The organism is Nocardioides sp. GXQ0305, from assembly GCF_050880345.1.
Lineage (GTDB): Bacteria > Actinomycetota > Actinomycetes > Propionibacteriales > Nocardioidaceae > Nocardioides.
In genome coordinates, this window is the sequence record NZ_JBNYXG010000006.1 from 279593 (window position 1) to 295033 (window position 15441).

Genomic DNA, 15441 nt, shown 5'->3' on the forward strand with positions numbered 1-15441 from the left:
CCTCCGGTCAGCAGTCGTCGGTGAAGGTCCCGCGCTGGAGGCCGCCGCCGGACCTCACCTCGCGTCCGCGGGTCAGTGGGTAGCCGCGCATCCAGTCGTAGTAGGTCTGGGTGCGGTTGAACAGCCGGTCGCCCTCGCCGACGATGCTCAGCCGCAGCGTCATCGGGACGTCGGGGATGGCCGCCTTGCTCTTCAGGGTGCCGATCGGGTGGCCCTCGCGGAACCACGTGATGTGGTCGCGCGCCACCTCGACGCCCCAGGCGTGGTTCTGGCCGTCGAGGTCCAGTCCCCCGACGTTCCGGGTCCACTCGGTGCCCCCGGGTGCGCGGACGCCGAAGCGGACGTGGTCGGTCTCCGGGGAGAGGTCGGCGAGGGTGAGGTTGCGGGCCCCGCAGGCGTAGTCGGCCGGGTCGGCGGGCACCAGCTCGATCCGGGTGCGGCTGCGCGCCTGGCCCTGGACGTCGGCCTCGGCCCGCAGTCGGACCTCCCAGCGCCCGAGCCGCATCGGGTTGCCCTTCATCGTGACCATCGTGGTGCCGCTGCTGGCGGCGAACCGCTTCAGCTCGCGCTGGCTGTCGAGCTTGAGCTGCCCGTTGTGCGGGACCGCCCGGCCGGTCCCCTCGGACCAGTCGAGCCACCAGCCCTCCGGGTCGCTGCCGCGGTGGGGCGGGGTCGAGAGCGACTCGCCCGCGGACCAGCCGAAGTCCCAGAGCGCAGGCGCCCAGCCGTACTTCACGCCGGCCGTCGTGGAGCCGCCGCCGCGGAGCAGGGAACGGTCGCTGGAGTCCGGCGTGGTGAGAGGGTCGGTCCGCACCGCGCGGGGGCAGTGCCCCGGGTAGTCCCCCTGCTGAGCGAGCACGTCGACACACGTGGGGAAGGAGGGGAACCAGCCCACCCTGTCGCCGTCGGCCGTCCAGTTCTCCTGCCGGACCCGGTAGACCACCGCCCCGGTGGCGCCCGGGGCGGGCACGTCGCGGAACGTGCCGAGGCCTCGGGGGTCGGTCACGACCTCACCCTTCGAGAGGGTGATCCAGGGGCTGCGGTAGCCGGATGGCTGCGTGGGGTCGAGCACCCGCTGCTGCAGGGTGAGCGCGCGGCCCTCGAAGGTGGGCCCCGGAAGGTCGTCGCGTCCCTCCACGACGTCGTCGTCCGGCGTCGTGTCGACCGAGATGTCGAACGGCGTGCCGGCCACGGCCGTCGTGAGCGGCTCACGCGTCCCGGCCTCCAGCAGCACCAGGTCCTGCGACTTCGCGTTGAAGGTCAGCGCCGGCGTGACCAGGCCGCCGGCGCCACGCACCCGCATCTTCTTGTCGCGCATCGAGGGAGCGACGTAGTCGAAGCGGAAGCTGCCGTCGCGCTGGGTACGGCGTCGGAAGCCGTCGATGGTGATCCACTCGTCGCCGGGGCGGTCGAGGTGCATCTGCAGCCGGATCACCCGGCGGCCCGTCGCCCCGATGTGGCCGGTGAAGGTGAGCTGCTGCCCGCCGACGAAGCTCTTCGGCGCGTAGTCCAGTGAGGCGGCCCGACGTTCGCCGGTGGCGCGGGCAACCTCCCGGTGTCCGGGGTCGGCGGCCGTCGAGGCCACCGGGGCCCCGAGCACGGGGATCAGAAGGCCCGCGGACAGGAGCAGGGCAGCGAGGGCGCGGGGCTGCGGCATGGGGCGTTCCGTCCGTCGTCGGGGGGACGCGGGCAGCGTAGGTCACCCCACTCGCCGGTGTCCGCGGTTCGCGAGATCCACCCTCGGCCGCCCCTCAGACCAGCTGGAACGCGATCCGCCGCTCCGCGACGTCCGCGGCCACCAGCTCCACGGTGACGTCCTCGCCGACCGGGAGGTCCCCCGAGCTCCTGACCGGGGCCTCGATCGCCGGGTCGGCGATCGTGACGGTGCCGCGCCTCGGGTCGTCGTCGTCGGCATCGACGACCACGCCCGGGAAGCGGTCTCCCACCCTGCCCCGGAGCAGCGCCGCCTCGACCAGGTCGAGCACCTCGCGCTCGTAGCGCCGGGACCGCTGGCCGGACTGCTGGAGCAGCTTCGGCAGGTCGTGGAGCTGCCCGGTCACCCACTCCGGTACGTCGTCACCGGAGCACAGGGCGAGGCACACCTCCCCGGCGTACCGGTCGCCCAGCCGCCGGAGCGGAGCGGTGACGTGGGCGTACTCCGAGGCCAGGGCGGCGTGCTGGGGGTCGCCCGGCACCTCGCCGTCGAAGGCCACGTAGCCGCTGCCCCGCAGCAGCCGGGTGCACGCCACGACCATCGCGGCCTGCTGCGGCTTCTCGGTGTCCAGGGCCCGGATGAAGTCGGGATACAGCTGCTCGGCCGGCCACTCGATCCCGAGGGCCCGCGCCGTGCGGTGGAGCCGCTTCACGTCACGGGGGTCGGGCGGTGGCAAGGTCCGGAGCAGCCCCACCCGCGCGTAGACCATCAGCGACGCCGCCGCGAAGCCCGTCAGCAGCGAGATCTGCGCGTTCCACTCCTCCACCGGCAGCATGGAGCGGAACTCGAGGTCGACCCTGTCGCCGTCGACCTCGACCCGCTGCTCGGGCAGCGGCAGCGAGAGCCCGCCCCGGGCCGCCTCGCGGTGCAGGCGCAGCTCGCCGAGCTCCCGGAGGAGCTGGAGCGTCTCGGGCGCCGAGCCCTCGTCGATCTGCCGCTGGGCACCCTCGTAGTCGAGCTGGGCGCGCGAGCGCACCAGTGCCCGCTCCACGGTGACGTCGATGCCCTCGCCGGTCTCGTCGCAGGTGATCGTCCACAGCAGTGCGGGCCGGTCCTGGTCGGGGAGCAGCGAGGCGGCCTCCTCGGAGAGCACGGTCGGGTGCAGCGGCACCTTCCCGTCGGCGCCGTAGAGCGTCTCCCCCCGCAGGTGCGCCTCGACGTCGACGGGGTCGCCGGGGCTCACGAACGCGGCGACGTCGGCGATCGCGTAGTGGACGACGTATCCGTCGCCGTCGCGCTCCAGGTGGAGCGCCTGGTCGAGGTCGCGGGCCGACGGCGGGTCGATGGTGACCAGCTCGAGGTCGGTGCGGTCGAGGCCGGGCAACCGGGGCGCCGCGGCGGCGGCTCGGGCCGCCTGCTCGACCTCGTCGGGGAAGTCGGGCGTGACCTCCATCTCCGCCTGGATCCGCCCGACCCCGCGACGCAGCTCGGCGGCGACGCCGTCATCCGCCTCGGACCGGGACCGGACCCTGACCACGCGACTGCTCGCCATGGGGTGCACCCTAACGTTGCGCCCGTGCTGATCCTGCTGCCTCCGAGCGAGGGCAAGTCCGCTCCCCGACGGGGCGCCCCGCTCGACCTCGACGCCCTCTCCCACCCGACGCTGGACCACGTCCGCCGCGGCGTCATCGCGGCGCTGGGCGAGGCCAGCAACCGACAGGACGCCGCAGGGCTCCTGGGCGTGGGCCGCACGCAGACCGACCTGCTGGAGCGCAACCGCAGGCTCACCGTGACCCCGGCCGCCCGCGCCGACCGGGTCTACACCGGCGTGCTGTACGACGCGCTCGGGTTCGGGGACCTCTCCCCCGCGGCCCGTCGTCGCGCGGCCACCCGGGTCGCGATCACCTCCTCGGTCTTCGGGCTGGTCCGCCCCACCGACCGGATCCCGGCGTACCGGCTCTCCGGCGACACCACGCTGCCCGGGCTGGGGCCGGTAGCCGCGGCGTGGCGCGGGGTCCTCGGCGAGGCGGTGGCCCGCTCCCTCGGACGTGGCCTGCTCGTCGACCTGCGGTCCGGGACCTACGTCGGCTTCTGGCGCCCGCCGACGTCGCTGGCCGGCCGCGTGGCGACGGTGCGGGTGCTGCACGAGGTCGACGGGACCCGCCAGGTGGTCAGCCACTTCAACAAGGCGACCAAGGGCCGGGTCGTCCGGGCGCTGCTGGAGGACGGCCGCGACCCGCGCACGCCGGCAGCCCTCGCCGACGTGCTGCGCGACCTCGGCTGGAAGGTGGAGGAGCCCGAGCCGACCGGCACCGGCACCCGCCTCGACGTGGTGGTCCACCAGGTCTGACGCGCTCAGCCCGCCTGTGCGTCGTCCGCCGCCGGCCCGTACACGCTGGGCCCGGACCAGGCGAAGGAGCCGCCGGGCAGCGGGCGACCGGCCGTGCGGTGCTGCTCGGTCGCCGAGGGCACCAGGCCGAGCTCGCGCGCGGCCAGCACCGCCATCAGGCGGTCGGACACCCCGAGCTTGCGGTAGATGTGACCGAGGTGGGTGTGGACGGTCCGCGTGGACACGAGCAGCCGGTTGCCGATCGCTGCTGCCGTCTTCCCCTCACCGAGGAGCCGGAGCACCGCCACCTCCCGGCAGGTCAGGTCGGCGCCCGAGCCCGTGGTCAGCGGGGCCTCGGTCCGGGCCAGCACCTCCGCCTGTCGGTCGAGCACGGCCAGCAGCGGCTGCAGCCGCCGGGCCAGGTCGAGCTGCTCGTCGGTGAAGTCGTGGCGGGTCTGGGCCAGCACCATGGCCCGGTAGGAGGACGGACCGAGGTGCGAGGGGATGGAGAGCTGCTCCTCCCACCCCGGGTCCTCGAGGCACTCCCGCAGGAGCGTCCATCCCGTCGCCGGCGCCAGCTCACGCGGCACGCGCCCGACCGTCATCGGGAGCGGGTCACGGGTGTGGGCGAACCACGTCAGCAGCGGGTGGGTCCGCATCGCCTTCACGGCCCAGTGCCGGACATGGGCCGCGTCCAGGAACTCAGGGAGCGGCCCGCGGAGCTCGAACCCGTAGCTGCCGCTCGGCTCCGCCCAGTTCCACGAGACGTGGCAGGAGAAGGTCTCGGCCAGGTGGTCGGCGAGGACGGCGCGCGGGAACTCGGCCGTGTCGCGGCTCAGCTGCACGACGAGGTCCACCCACTCGTCGAAGCCAGGAGTACGCGCCTGCACCTGCCTCACCGCCCCGTTGCGGCGGCCCGTCCGGCGCCGCGGCGGGCGTGACCCGGGTCGCCCGCGACCGCAGGGCCGCTCCTGGCACACGGTACTCGCGTCGGCGGCGCGCCGTCTCCCCCTTCGGCGGCAGCCGGCTCACCAGCGGGGCGGCTCCCCGAGCCACGCCCGGTCGGGCGGCAGCGCGTTGAGCAGCCGGACGGCGGCCCACGGGCCGCGTTCGTCCTGCGCCGGCCAGTGGCTGAGCACGCTCACGGACGCGGGTGCCAGCTCCATCCGGTACAGCGACTGCAGCGGCGCCTCCAGCGTGTGCGCCAGCAGGGTCTTGATCGGCGTGACGTGGCTGACGAGCACCACCGTGCGCCCGGCGTGCTCCGTGAGGCAACGGTCACGGGCGGCGAGGACGCGCTCCTCGACCGTGCGCAGCGACTCACCGGTACCGCCCGGCGCGGCGTCGACCGAGCCGTACCACGCCTCCAGGTCCTCGCGGTGCTGCTCGGCGACCTCCTCGAAGGTCAGCCCGTCCCACGCCCCGAAGTCCATCTCGGCGAAGCCGGGCTCCTCGGCCACCTCCCGACCCAGCATCGACCCGAGGATCTCGGCCGACTCACGGGTCCGGCGTACGGGCGAGGTGACGATGGCGTCGATCCGGTCGGCGGTGGGCGCGAGCCACTCACCCACCGAGCGCACCTGCTGCCGGCCCTCCTCGGACAGGCCGGGGTCGGCGCCTGCGAGGCCGCCCGAGAACCGCTTGCCGGTGGTGTGGTCGGTCACCCCGTGGCGCACCAGCACCAGCGTCGTCGGCGCCTGGTCCACCTACAGCCCGCTCTCGGAGGTGCGCACGAGGATCCGCTGGCACTCCTCACAGCGGATCACCTCGTCCATCGCCGCGGCCCGGATCCGGGTCAGCTCCGCCGGGTCGAGGGAGAGGCGGCAGCCGCCGCACTCCCGGGCGCGCAGCGCGGCGGCACCCACGCCCCCCTTCTGCTCGCGCAGCCGGTCGTAGAGGGACAGCAGGTCCTCCGGCATCCCGTCGAGCATGGGTACCCGCGCCGTCTGCACGTCGGCGAGCGCGGCGTCCAGGGAGGCGGACTTCTCGTCGCGGGCGGCGGTCAGCGCCGCCAACCGCTCGTCCGCCTCGACGACCTGGCCCGAGAGCTCGTCCTGGGTCTTCTGCGCCTCCTCGAGGCGCTCCATGACCTCGAGCTCCTGGTCCTCCAGGGAGGTGATCCGCCGTTCCAGGGACTCCAGCTCGTGCTGCATCCGCTGCAGGTCCTTGGGGTTGCTGATCAGGCCCTGGTCGATCCGGTCCCGGTCTCGGGTACGCCGGGCCTTGACCTGCTCTACGTCGGCATCGACCTTCGCCTGCTCGGCGGTGAGGTCCTCGACCACGATCGCGGCGTCGCGTGCCCGGTCGTCGAGGTCGGCCCGGGTCGCGGTCAGCTGCTGGATCTCGGCGTGCTCGGGCAGGTGTGCCAGCTGGTGCCGGAGCTGGTCGGCCCGGGAGTCGAGCTCCTGGACGTCGAGCAGCTTGAGCTGGACGAAAGGGTCGGCTTTCAGGGGGGCTCCTCGGGTCTTCAGGTCCGGAACTGCCACGGGTCGGTGACGATCGTGCTCACGCGAGTCTCCACCGTATCGCCCAGCGCGACGGCCAGCCGGTCCCGGAGCACCGGCAGCCAGGTCCACTCGGCCGCCCAGTGGGCGACGTCGACCAGGGCCGGCCCGTCGTGCTCCAGGAACTCCGACGCCGGGTGGTGGCGCAGGTCGCTGGTGACGTAGACGTCGGCGTCGGTGGCCCGCACGGTGTCGAGGAGGAAGTCCCCCGCCCCGCCGCACAGCGCGACCCGCCGTACGTCGCGTTCGGGGTCGCCGGCCACCCTCACGCCGTGGGCCGTGGTCGGCAGCGCCGCGGAGACCTGCTCGGCGAAGCCGCGCAGCGTGGTCGGCTGCACCTCGCCGATCCGGCCGGTACCGGTCGCGGCGCAGCCCGGGTCGCCCAGCTCGACGACGTCGTAGGCGGGCTCCTCGTAGGGATGGGTCGCCAGCAAGGCGGAGATCACCGCGCCCCGCAGCGCGCGGGAGAGCACCACCTCGACCCGCTCCTCCTCGACCACCTCGGCGCGCCCGACCTCGCCGACCGCCGGCGCGGCCCCCTCCAGCGGCCGGAACCGACCCTGGCCGCTGGTCGAGAACGAGGCGGCCTCGTAGTCGCCGATCCGCCCTGCTCCCGCACCGGCCAGCGCGTCGCGCACCCGGTCGGCGTCGGCGACGGGCACGTAGACGGTGAGCTTGTCGGTCGGGAGGCCCGCAGCGGGGACCAGCGGTGCGATGCCGGTCAGCCCCAGCGCCTTCGCCATCGCCTCGGACACCCCGCCGACCGCCTGGTCGGCGTTGGTGTGGGCCGTGAGCAGCGCGCAGCCGGACCGGGTCAGCGTGTGCAGCGTCCGCCCCTTGGGGGTCGTCGCAGCGACCCCGTGCACGCCGGCGAGGAACAAGGGATGGTGCACCACCAGCAGGTCGGCGCCCCACGCGGCGGCCTCCTCGGCGACCACCGGGGCGGGGTCGACCGCCAGCAGCACCCGCCCGACCTCGTCGCCGGCCGGGTCACCGGACACCAGGCCGACCGCGTCCCAGGCGTCGGCGGTGGCGGGCGGGTACCAGCCGTGGATCAGGTCGACGACCTCGGACAGGCGGGGCATGGCCGAGAGGGTAGTGGAGCGGCCGGCGTCAGTTGACCTGCCGGTCGTAGCCCTTCCAGTACTCCTCGCGCAGCTTGAACTTCTGCAGCTTGCCGGTCGCGGTCCGCGCCAGCTCGTCGCGGAACTCCACCGACGTGGGGGCCTTGTAGCCCGCCGCCTTCTCCTTGCACCACGCGATCAGGTCGGCCTCGGTCGCCTGCTCGCCCTCGGCGAGCACCACGAGCGCCTTGATCGTCTCGCCCCACTTCTCGCTCGGCACGCCGATGACGGCCACCTCGGCGACCGCCGGGTGGGAGAACAGCACGTCCTCGACCTCGATCGACGAGACGTTCTCGCCGCCGGTGATGATCACGTCCTTCTTGCGGTCGGAGATCGTCAGGTAGCCGTCGTCGCCGAGCGTCCCGCCGTCGCCGGTGTGGAACCAGCCGCCCTCGAGCGACCTGGCGGACTCCTCGGGCTGCTCCCAGTAGCCCTCGAGGACGACGTTCGACCGAGCCAGCACCTCGCCCTCCTGGTCGACCTCGAGGCGTACGCCGAGCGCCGGCGCTCCCGCCCGCGTCAGCAGTCGGGCCCGCTCCTCGGCGTCGAGGTCGTCCCACTCGGCGCGGGTCCGGTTGAAGGTCAGCAGCGGCGAGGTCTCGGTGAGGCCGTAGATCTGGACGAACTCCCACCCGAGCTCCTCCTGGACCCGCACCACCGTCTTGGTCGGCGGCGGCGCGCCGGCCATGATGATCCGCACCTGGTCGCGTCCGGGGATCTCGCCCTCCCAGCTCTCGGCGGCCTCGAGCACGGCCGCCGCCACGGCCGGCGCCGCGGCCATCACGGTGACGCCGTGCTGCTCGACCCGGCGCAGGATCTCGGCCCCGTCGACCTTGCGCAGCACGATCTGCGGCACCCCCATCCCGGTCATCGTGAACGGCAGGCCCCAGCCGTTGGCGTGGAACATCGGGAGGGTGTGCAGGTAGACGTCGCGGTCGCTGACGCCCGCGTGCAGGCCGAAGGTCACCGCGTTCACCCAGATGTTGCGGTGGGTGATCTGGACGCCCTTGGGCCGGGCCGTCGTACCGGACGTGTAGTTGATGCAGGCCGTCGCGTTCTCGTCGGGGTCCCAGGGCTTCGGGTCCGCGTCCTCCTCCGCGAACAACGTGTCGTCGTCGCCCAGCACGAACCGGTGCTCGGCCTCGACCGAGGCGAGCGCGTCGTCGAGCTCGGGGTCGACGTAGAGCACCCTCGCCCCCGAGTGACCGACGATGTAGCGCACCTCGTCGGGCCGCAGCCGGAAGTTGACCGGGACCAGCACCCGCCCGTAGCCCGCCACCCCGAAGAACGCCGCCAGCAGCCGGGCGCTGTTGTGCGACACGACCGCGACCCGCTCGCCGACACCGATGCCGAGCTGGTCGAGCCGGGCCGCGATCCGTCGGGCGCGCGCGCCGAGCTCGGCGTACGTCATCTCCCCGAGGGACGCTGCGGGCTGGTCCGGCTCGTCGACCACACCGGTGCGCTCGCCGTAGACGGTGACGGCACGGTCGAGGAAGTCGGAGACGCTGAACGGGACGATCATCGGTCCTCCTGCTGCGCGGTTGGTGACCTCCGTCACTCTAGACATGCCCCCGTTGGCCGGGCGTTGGCCGGGGCCTCGCGCGGACGCCGACCCGATGAGAGACCTCTCATCGTCGCCTCATCGGCAGCCAACGCGGGCCGGGCAGGCTGGGCCCATGTCCCACTGGAAGGTCCTGCTGCTGCCGCTGGCGGTGCTGCTGCCGCTGCTGGCGTACGTCGTCGGGACCCTCTCGACGGGGCAGGAGCGGCCGGAGCAGCCCGAGCCCGTCATCCTGCGGAACGACGACCCGGGCGGCAGCCCGACGTCCCGCGACGACGGCCCGACGCGGGGGGACGGCCAGCGACCGGGACCGCGAGGCGACGGCGTCGGCCGAGGCAACGACGACGACGACGGCGAGAGCAGGGACAATGGGCGCGACGACGACGACGTCGAGGACGACCCCGAGGTCGTCCTCCCGTCGCCGACCAGGCTGGACGATGGCGAGACTGACGATGACGACGGCGATGCCGAGGGCGACAGCGACGACGAGGGAGGCGACGACTGAGCCCCCCGTCACACCCCCCTCGCCGCGCGCGCGACCCTCCCTCTCCGTCCGCACCCGGATGACCGCCGTCATCCTGCTGCTGACCGCCCTGGCGATGGCGGGTGCCGGCGTCACGGTCTACACGCTGGAGTCGGACCGGATCGACGCCGGCGTCGCCCACCAGATCGACCAGGAGATCGCGGAGCTCCGCGAGTTCCAGGGCAACGACCCGGTCGACCCGCAGACGCTGCGCCCGATCCGCGACCCGAACGTCCTGCTCCGCGTGTTCCTCACCCGCAACGTCCCCGACGACGACGAGATGCTGATCTGGTACGCCGGGGAGCGGTTGCGCGGCACCTCCGACCCCGGCCGGGCCGAGCGGGCCGGCGACCTGGCCACGCGCAACCGCTACGGCGACGAGTTCCTCGCGCTCCCCGCCTACCAGGAGGCGGTGTCGGCCATGCTCGGGTCCGGCGGCACCACCGAGCTCGACGACACGCCGTACGGCGAGGTCTGGGTCACCAGCGTGCCGGTGCAGCGCGAGGGGTCCGAGCGCGTCGAGGGCACCCTGGTCATCGTCAACTTCCTGCTCGACGAGCACGTCGAGCTCAACAGCACCCTGCGGACCTACACGATCGTGTCCGTCCTGGCGCTCGGCCTCGTGCTCCTGATCGCCGCGTGGCAGTCCGGCCGGCTGCTGGCGCCGCTGCGGACGCTCCAGCAGACCACGACCGAGATCACCGAGACCGACCTCGCCCGCCGCCTGCCCGAGCGCGGGAACGACGACATCACGGCCCTCACCCGGACCTTCAACGACATGCTGTCCCGCCTGGAGCTCGCCTTCGTCGGCCAGCGGCAGTTCCTCGACGACGCCGGGCACGAGCTCAAGACGCCGCTGACGATCCTCCAGGGCCACCTCGAGCTGATGGACGTCGACGATCCCCGCGAGGTCGCCGAGACCCGGCAGCTGCTGCTCGACGAGATCGACCGGATGTCGCGACTGGTCGGCGACCTGATCCTGCTCGCGAAGTCCGACCGTCCCGACTTCCTCACCACCGCGCCGGTCAGCCTCGAGCGGATGACCCACACGCTGCTCTCGAAGGCGCGCGGGCTCGCGGACCGCGCGTGGGTGCTCGACGCGGCGGGCGAGGCCGTGGTTTCCCTCGACGAGCAGCGCGTCACCCAGGCGGTGCTCCAGCTCGCCGACAACGCCGTCAAGCACACCGACGACGGCGACGAGGTCGCGATCGGGTCGGCGGCCGACGAGCGGGGCGTCCGGATCTGGGTGCGCGACACCGGGCCCGGGGTGCCCGCGTCGGACCGCCAGCACGTGTTCGAGCGGTTCGGCCGCAGCGTCGTCCGTCCGGGCGACGAGGGGTTCGGGCTCGGCCTGTCGATCGTCCGGGCCATCGCGGAGGCGCACCGGGGTGGGGTCGCGATCGAGGACCCCGCCGACGGCCGCGGCGCGGTCTTCGTGATCACCCTGCCCGGGGAGCGGGAGTCGTCGTGGCCCGCATCCTGATCGTCGAGGACGAGACCCGCATCGCGTCGTTCGTGGCCAAGGGCCTGGCGGCCGACGGGCACTCCACCACGGTGGCCGGCGACGGGGTCGAGGGGCTCGACCACGCGCTCAGCGGCGAGTTCGACCTGATGGTCCTCGACATCGGGCTGCCCCGGCTCGACGGGTTCGACCTGCTCGACCAGCTCCGGTCGCAGGGGTCCCGGCTGCCGGTCATCGTGCTCACCGCCCGCGACTCCGTCACCGACACCGTCTCCGCGCTCGAGGGCGGCGCCGACGACTACATGCCCAAGCCGTTCCGGTTCGCCGAGCTGCTGGCGCGGGTGCGGCTGCGGCTGCGGCAGGCACAGGGGGGCGGCGGCACCGGGGTGCGCGACGCCCTCGAGGCCGGCGGCGTACGCCTCGACCTGCGGACCCGTCGGGCCACGGTCGACGGACGTGAGCTCGACCTGTCCGGCCGGGAGTTCATGCTGGCCGAGATCTTCATGCGCAACGCCGGCCAGGTCCTCTCGCGGGAGCAGCTGCTCGACCACGTCTGGGGCCTGGACTTCGACCCGGGCTCCAACGTGGTCGACGTCTACGTCGGCTACCTCCGCAAGAAGTTCGGCGCCGGGGCGATCACGACGGTGCGCGGGATGGGCTACCGGTTCAACGCCTGACCTTGAAGGTGAGCCGCGGCGCCGGAAGGCCGGCGACGGCGGGCTCCAGCGCGTCGGCGAGCTCGGCCGGGAGTGGTCGCGCCGACGGGCGCTTGTCGAGGGCGGCCATCACCACCTTGGCCACGACGTCCGGGACGTCGTCCGGCAGGGGGTGGGGATCCCGGACCAGCTGGGGGAAGCGGTCGGCGAGACGCTCGGCGTCGGCGTCGCCCTTGTCGAACGCGCGGTGGCCGGCCACGGCATGGAACAGCGTGGCTCCCAGCCCCCAGACGTCGGCCTCGTGACCCGGTCCACCGTGGGTGTCCGGGTCGGCCTGCTCGGGCGACATGTAGTAGTCGGTCCCGATCCGGCGCGACCCCTTCGCCCGCTGCCGCGACCTCGCGATCGACAGGTCGATCAGACGGGCGGGCGAGCCCATGATCACGTTGCTGGGCTTGAGGTCGAGGTGGACGACGTCGACCCGCCGGAAGTAGTGCAGAGCCCCCGCGACCTCGATCGCGAGCGGGAGGTACTGCTGCGGCTGGAGCCTCCCGTGACGGCGGATCAGGCTGGAGAGCCGTGGTCCCTCGATGTGCTCGAGCACGGCGTGCGGTCGCTCGCCGTCGAGCTGGTGGCGCAGCCCGCGGACGACCACGGGGTGGTTCACCCGTGCCAGGGTCTCGACCTCCCGGCCGAGACCGCGCAGCGTGTGCTCGTCGTCGACCTGGTCCGGACGGACCACCTTCACGACGACCGGGCCGTAGGTGACCTCGTCGAACGCCAGGTACGCCTCGTACGCCGACCCACCCCCGAGCAGCCGCATCGCGGTCAGCTCGGGGGTGACGGCGTCGCCCTCCTGCAGGTGCCAGCTGCCCTTCGCGCTCACAGGACCATGGTCCACCAGGTCAGCGGCGGGTGTCGTTGCGGGACCGGTCGTTGGTGCGTCCGGCCGACCGGTCACGGGTCCGGTCACCGCCGTCGCGGGTCCAGTCCCTGGTCTTGTCGCCGCGGCTCCTGTCACGGTCGCGGCTGACCGCGGTCTTGCGGCTGTTGGTGCCGTCGTTGCTGTTCGCACCGCTGGTGTTGCGCGAACGGGTGTCGCCGCGCGAGCGGTCGGCCGTGTCGTCGTCGTCCTCGTCGGCGACGAGCACCACGTCGGGTGTGTCCTCGTCACGCTTGAGGGCCGTGTCGTCGTCGGCCACGGCCGAGGTGATCGGCAGCGCGAGCAGGCCGGTGGTGACCAGGCCGGCGATGCCGACGGTGCCGAGGGTCAGGGTGGTGCGCTTCATGGGTTCCTCCTCGTGGGCGGTGTCGCCGTCGGGAAGGAAGCCTCCGGGAACGAGGTGAGCAGGCGATGAGGGCGCGATGAGACGCCTCTCATCCTGTCGTGGGTGCGTCGGGACGGGATCGAACCGCCGACCGCTCGGGTGTAAACCGAGAGCTCTACCGCTGAGCTACCGACGCGAGGCCCGGTGGGCGCGCCACAGACTACCTAGACGAGTGCGTGCAGCTGACGGAGGTGCTCGTCGAGGTCGCGACCCTCGGGGTTGGCGTTGTGCACCGACCAGCGCAGCAGGCCCTCGCGGTCGACGACGTACGACGAGCGGCGCGAGGAGCCCTTGGCCTCGTCGAACACCTCGTACGCCGAGGAGACCGCCCCGTGCGGCCAGAAGTCCGAGAGCAGCGGGAAGTTGAGGCCGTCCTGGTCGGCGAAGGCCCGCAGCGCGTAGACCGGGTCGCACGAGATCGCGAGCACCTCGGTGTCGAAGGTCATGAACTCGGCCAGCCGGTCCCGGAGCCCGGCCATCTCGCCGGAGCAGACCCCCGAGAACGCGTACGGGTAGAACACGAGCGCCACGGCCTTGGACCCGCGGTACGACGACAGCGTGACGTCCTGGCCGAACTGGTCGCGCAGCGTGAAGTCGGGCGCGGGGCCGCCGAGAGAGAGTCCGGTCATGGTGCGCCCATCCTCGCACCAGCAGGGTGATCAGGCGTCGGCGGTGTCCCCGGCCCCTTCGTCGTCGTGCTCCTGGTCGGCGAGGTCCCGCTTGAGCACCTTGCCGGTCGCGTTGCGGGGCAGCTCCTCGAGGAACACGATGTCGCGCGGCACCTTGTAGCGGGCCAGGTGGGCCTTCACGTGCTCCCGCAGGTCGTCCTCGGTGACCGACCGGCCCCCGCGGACGACGACGAACGCACGCAGGCGCTGGCCGAAGTCGTCGTCGTCGACCCCGACCGCGGCGGCCTCGGCCACCGCCTCGTGGCCGACGAGGCAGTCCTCGACCTCCTGCGGGAAGACGTTCTCGCCACCGGACACGATCATCTCGTCGTCGCGACCCTCGACGTACAGCCGGCCGTCGGGCCCGATCCGGCCGACGTCGCCCGTCGACATCAGGCCGTCGACCACGTCCTTGCTGCCGCCCCCGGTGTAGCCCTCGAACAGCATCGAGTTGCCCACGAAGATCCGTCCGGTCTCCCCGTCGGGCAGGGACCTCCCGTCCTCGCCGAGGATCCGGACCACGGTGGCGTGGGGCGGCCGACCCGCCGACGACGGGGCCTCACGCAGGTCCTGCGGGGTGGCGACGCTGGCGTAGGCCACCTCGGTGGAGCCGTAGATGTTGTAGAGGTGGTCGCCGAAGTGGTCCATCCAGCTGAGCGCCAGGTCGCCCGGCAGGGCCGAGCCGGACGCCGCGACCACCTCGACCCTCGACAGGTCGTACCGCGCGAGGGTCTCCTCCGGCAGCGCCAGGATCCGCTGCAGCATCACCGGGATCACCACGACCGACTCGCAGCGCTCGTCCTGGACCGCGGCCAGCGCCCCCTCGGGGTCGAACCGGCGCCGCAGCACGACCGTCGAGCCGAGCAGCATGGCCAGGGCGAGGTGGGCGAACCCCCAGGTGTGGAACAGCGGCGCGGCGATGTGGGTGCGCCAGCCGTAGCGCAGCGGCAGGCGCGACATCAGCGACACCGCGGCGTCGACGCCCGCCTCGTTGCGCGGGGCGCCCTTCGGGGTGCCCGTGGTGCCGGAGGTGAGGATCACGATCCGGGCGTGACGGTCGGGAGCCGGGAGGTCGGCGTCGTCGTGGGCGGCGATGATCGCCTCCACGGTGGGGAGGTCGGTGTCGGAGTCGGTCCAGGCGAGGACGCGTTGCTCGACGTCCGCCTGCGCGAGCAGGCCGGTGAACTCCTCGTCGTGGACCACCACGGTGGGTGCCTCGCGCTCCAGCACGTCGACCAGCTGCGGCCCGGCGAACGCGGTGTTGAGGTAGAGCAGATCGGCACCGAGCTTCGCGACCGCGATGGTGGCGTCGACGAAACCCCGGTGGTTGCGGCACATCACGGCGACCGCGTCCCCCTCGGCGACCCCCAGGTCGGCCAGCCCGCGGGCGAGCGCGTTGCTGCGTCGGTGCAACTCGTCGAAGGTCAGCTCGCCCCGCTCGTCGACCAGCCCGATCCGGTGCGGCTCGCGCGCGGCGAGGGCGGCGAAGCCACCCGCAGGGCCGGTACCCCACCGCGCGAGCGCGACGCCGACCCCGGCGAGCTTGCGCGGGGAGTAGGGCCGGATGATCCCCGAGCGCCCGAGGACGCGGAGGCTGGTCGTCAGGTCACTGAGGAGGGCCATGGTGCCTGT

The 15441-nt window shown here is 73.2% G+C and carries 15 protein-coding genes and 1 tRNA gene; 4 read left to right on the top strand and 12 right to left on the bottom strand.

Going from position 1 to position 15441, the window contains the following annotated elements:
- Window positions 1-7: 7 nt before the first annotated feature.
- Entirely contained in the window at window positions 8-1657 is a 1650-nt protein-coding gene (locus ACQ1X7_RS16595) for a hypothetical protein (protein WP_432479335.1), read from the bottom strand.
- Window positions 1658-1751: 94 nt separating this feature from the next.
- Window positions 1752-3206, bottom strand: a complete 1455-nt coding sequence (locus ACQ1X7_RS16600; RefSeq protein WP_432479336.1) for an RNB domain-containing ribonuclease — start codon at window positions 3204-3206, stop codon at window positions 1752-1754.
- A 24-nt stretch (window positions 3207-3230) separates the two neighbouring features.
- On the opposite strand from ACQ1X7_RS16600, the gene ACQ1X7_RS16605 reads away from it, so the two are divergent.
- A complete protein-coding gene (locus ACQ1X7_RS16605; protein WP_432479337.1) occupies window positions 3231-4004 on the top strand; it encodes a YaaA family protein in 774 nt (257 codons plus the stop codon).
- A gap of 5 nt (window positions 4005-4009) precedes the next feature.
- Here ACQ1X7_RS16605 and ACQ1X7_RS16610 read toward each other — a convergent pair whose 3' ends face one another.
- The 5 genes from ACQ1X7_RS16610 to ACQ1X7_RS16630 form a co-directional block, all read right to left on the bottom strand.
- Window positions 4010-4882, bottom strand: coding sequence for a response regulator transcription factor (locus tag ACQ1X7_RS16610; RefSeq protein WP_432479338.1), 873 nt, complete (start codon window positions 4880-4882; stop codon window positions 4010-4012).
- 129 nt (window positions 4883-5011) lie between these two features.
- Window positions 5012-5689 carry a histidine phosphatase family protein gene (locus ACQ1X7_RS16615; RefSeq protein ID WP_432479339.1) on the bottom strand — a complete coding sequence of 226 codons (678 nt, stop codon included), beginning with the start codon at window positions 5687-5689 and terminating at the stop codon, window positions 5012-5014.
- On the bottom strand, window positions 5690-6469 hold the full coding sequence (locus ACQ1X7_RS16620; protein ID WP_432479340.1) for a zinc ribbon domain-containing protein: 780 nt from the start codon (window positions 6467-6469) through the stop codon (window positions 5690-5692).
- On the bottom strand, window positions 6451-7572 hold the full coding sequence (locus tag ACQ1X7_RS16625) for a YqfO family protein (RefSeq protein WP_432479341.1): 1122 nt from the start codon (window positions 7570-7572) through the stop codon (window positions 6451-6453). Before ACQ1X7_RS16625 ends, ACQ1X7_RS16620 begins: the two co-directional genes overlap by 19 nt.
- Window positions 7573-7600: 28 nt before the next feature.
- Window positions 7601-9133, bottom strand: coding sequence for an AMP-binding protein (locus tag ACQ1X7_RS16630; protein ID WP_432479342.1), 1533 nt, complete (start codon window positions 9131-9133; stop codon window positions 7601-7603).
- 154 nt (window positions 9134-9287) lie between these two features.
- Here ACQ1X7_RS16630 and ACQ1X7_RS16635 point away from each other — a divergent pair, with 154 nt between their 5' ends.
- Genes ACQ1X7_RS16635 through ACQ1X7_RS16645 form a run of 3 tightly spaced genes read left to right on the top strand, consistent with a single transcriptional unit; the run spans window position 9288 to window position 11834 of the window.
- Entirely contained in the window at window positions 9288-9677 is a 390-nt protein-coding gene (locus ACQ1X7_RS16635; protein WP_432479343.1) for a hypothetical protein, read from the top strand.
- Window positions 9678-9735: 58 nt separating this feature from the next.
- On the top strand, window positions 9736-11178 hold the full coding sequence (locus tag ACQ1X7_RS16640; protein ID WP_432479344.1) for a sensor histidine kinase: 1443 nt from the start codon (window positions 9736-9738) through the stop codon (window positions 11176-11178).
- Window positions 11163-11834, top strand: coding sequence for a response regulator transcription factor (locus ACQ1X7_RS16645; RefSeq protein ID WP_432479345.1), 672 nt, complete (start codon window positions 11163-11165; stop codon window positions 11832-11834). The genes ACQ1X7_RS16640 and ACQ1X7_RS16645 overlap by 16 nt, the downstream gene beginning before the upstream one ends.
- Here the strand turns inward: ACQ1X7_RS16645 and ACQ1X7_RS16650 are convergent.
- The 5 genes from ACQ1X7_RS16650 to ACQ1X7_RS16670 all read right to left on the bottom strand — a co-directional run bounded on the left by ACQ1X7_RS16650 (window position 11824) and on the right by ACQ1X7_RS16670 (window position 15432).
- Window positions 11824-12699, bottom strand: a complete 876-nt coding sequence (locus ACQ1X7_RS16650) for a serine/threonine-protein kinase (RefSeq protein WP_432479346.1) — start codon at window positions 12697-12699, stop codon at window positions 11824-11826. The two genes, ACQ1X7_RS16645 and ACQ1X7_RS16650, sit on opposite strands and share 11 nt — an antisense overlap.
- A gap of 19 nt (window positions 12700-12718) precedes the next feature.
- On the bottom strand, window positions 12719-13102 hold the full coding sequence (locus ACQ1X7_RS16655) for a hypothetical protein (protein ID WP_432479347.1): 384 nt from the start codon (window positions 13100-13102) through the stop codon (window positions 12719-12721).
- A gap of 103 nt (window positions 13103-13205) precedes the next feature.
- Window positions 13206-13277, bottom strand: a tRNA-Val gene (locus tag ACQ1X7_RS16660).
- A 28-nt stretch (window positions 13278-13305) separates the two neighbouring features.
- Window positions 13306-13770: a peroxiredoxin gene (locus ACQ1X7_RS16665; RefSeq protein ID WP_432479348.1), complete on the bottom strand. Its 465-nt coding sequence runs from the start codon at window positions 13768-13770 to the stop codon at window positions 13306-13308.
- A gap of 30 nt (window positions 13771-13800) precedes the next feature.
- Entirely contained in the window at window positions 13801-15432 is a 1632-nt protein-coding gene (locus ACQ1X7_RS16670) for an AMP-binding protein (RefSeq protein ID WP_432479349.1), read from the bottom strand.
- Window positions 15433-15441: the final 9 nt, after the last annotated feature.

Coding starts and splice junctions, on each gene's coding strand:
- ACQ1X7_RS16595 (WP_432479335.1), bottom strand. CDS start 1,657: ATGCCGCAGCCCCGCGCCCTCGCTGCCCTGCTCCTGTCCGCGGGCCTT.
- ACQ1X7_RS16600 (WP_432479336.1), bottom strand. CDS start 3,206: ATGGCGAGCAGTCGCGTGGTCAGGGTCCGGTCCCGGTCCGAGGCGGAT.
- ACQ1X7_RS16625 (WP_432479341.1), bottom strand. CDS start 7,572: ATGCCCCGCCTGTCCGAGGTCGTCGACCTGATCCACGGCTGGTACCCG.
- ACQ1X7_RS16630 (WP_432479342.1), bottom strand. CDS start 9,133: ATGATCGTCCCGTTCAGCGTCTCCGACTTCCTCGACCGTGCCGTCACC.
- ACQ1X7_RS16635 (WP_432479343.1), top strand. CDS start 9,288: ATGTCCCACTGGAAGGTCCTGCTGCTGCCGCTGGCGGTGCTGCTGCCG.
- ACQ1X7_RS16640 (WP_432479344.1), top strand. CDS start 9,736: ATGACCGCCGTCATCCTGCTGCTGACCGCCCTGGCGATGGCGGGTGCC.
- ACQ1X7_RS16655 (WP_432479347.1), bottom strand. CDS start 13,102: ATGAAGCGCACCACCCTGACCCTCGGCACCGTCGGCATCGCCGGCCTG.
- ACQ1X7_RS16665 (WP_432479348.1), bottom strand. CDS start 13,770: ATGACCGGACTCTCTCTCGGCGGCCCCGCGCCCGACTTCACGCTGCGC.
- ACQ1X7_RS16670 (WP_432479349.1), bottom strand. CDS start 15,432: ATGGCCCTCCTCAGTGACCTGACGACCAGCCTCCGCGTCCTCGGGCGC.